Genomic DNA, 979 nt, shown 5'->3' on the forward strand with positions numbered 1-979 from the left:
CCCGTAGTGCATTTGTATTAGCTTGTATATAAAAGTTGTACAAGCTACTAAAAAGCAGTAAATTGTAGTTACTACACACACAATTCAATGCACAACTTTAAAGCAAATTACGATAAAATTTTAGAAGTATTAAAGAGTTTAGATCTTGAAAGTGAGAATTTTTTATTTCAGATACGAAAGCCCAGGTTATCTGACTTGGAAATAGTTGCCCTAAATCTGACTTCAGAATACATGAGTATTGATAGTGAATATCAACTTTTTAGAATATTACCTTCTGATATTAAGTCACTTATAGAACGTAGTGTTTATAATAGACGAAAAAGAAGATTATTTATACATATGGAACGGATTCGAAAACTGTTAGCAGAAAAATTTAATGGTTCTGAAAAGTATTTTATTGTGGATAGCATGCCTTTAGAAGTTTGCAAATTATCAAGAAGCTCACGTAGTAAAATATGCAGAGAAACCGATTATGCAATTCCAAATAAAGGTTATTGTGCTTCACAGAAAATGCATTATTATGGGTATAAACTTCATGCGGTTTGCTCAGCGGAAGGTGTCTTTCAAAGTTTGGATATTAGTCCAGCTTCAGTGCATGACATTCATTATCTGAAAGATATAAAACAGCAGTTTAAAAATTGTACGCTCTTAGCTGATAAAGGATATTTATCCGCAGAATACCAATTGGATTTGTTTACATCGCACAATATAAAGCTGGAAGTTCCTATGAGAACAAATCAAAAAAACTATAAAGATCAGCCTTTTGTAATACGCAAATACAGAAAAAGGATAGAAACGTTATTCTCTCAACTCTGTGACCAGTTCATGATTAGACGTAATTATGCTAAAAGCTTTTTAGGCTTTAAAACAAGGATACTATCTAAAATACTCACGCTTACTATTATTCAAACAATAAACAGAAACCAAAATAGAAATATTAACAACTTAAAAATTAATATTATCTAAATGCACTACGGGT

General features: G+C 30.8%; 1 protein-coding gene. It reads left to right on the forward strand.

Features of this window, described 5'->3' with window-relative positions; translation table 11 throughout:
- The first annotated feature begins 87 nt into the window (after nucleotides 1-87).
- Nucleotides 88-966 (forward strand): IS982 family transposase, encoded by an 879-nt coding sequence (locus N5E64_RS15620; RefSeq protein ID WP_114999353.1) that lies wholly within the window; start codon nucleotides 88-90, stop codon nucleotides 964-966.
- The last annotated feature ends 13 nt before the right edge of the window (nucleotides 967-979 follow it).

Origin of the sequence: Empedobacter sp. GD03739, from assembly GCF_029843245.1 — a bacterium.
In the GTDB taxonomy this organism is placed as follows: Bacteria; Bacteroidota; Bacteroidia; order Flavobacteriales; family Weeksellaceae; genus Empedobacter; species Empedobacter falsenii_B.

Excerpts from the sequence above, each read along its gene's own strand:
- N5E64_RS15620 (WP_114999353.1), top strand. The coding sequence starts at position 88 with ATGCACAACTTTAAAGCAAATTACGATAAAATTTTAGAAGTATTAAAG.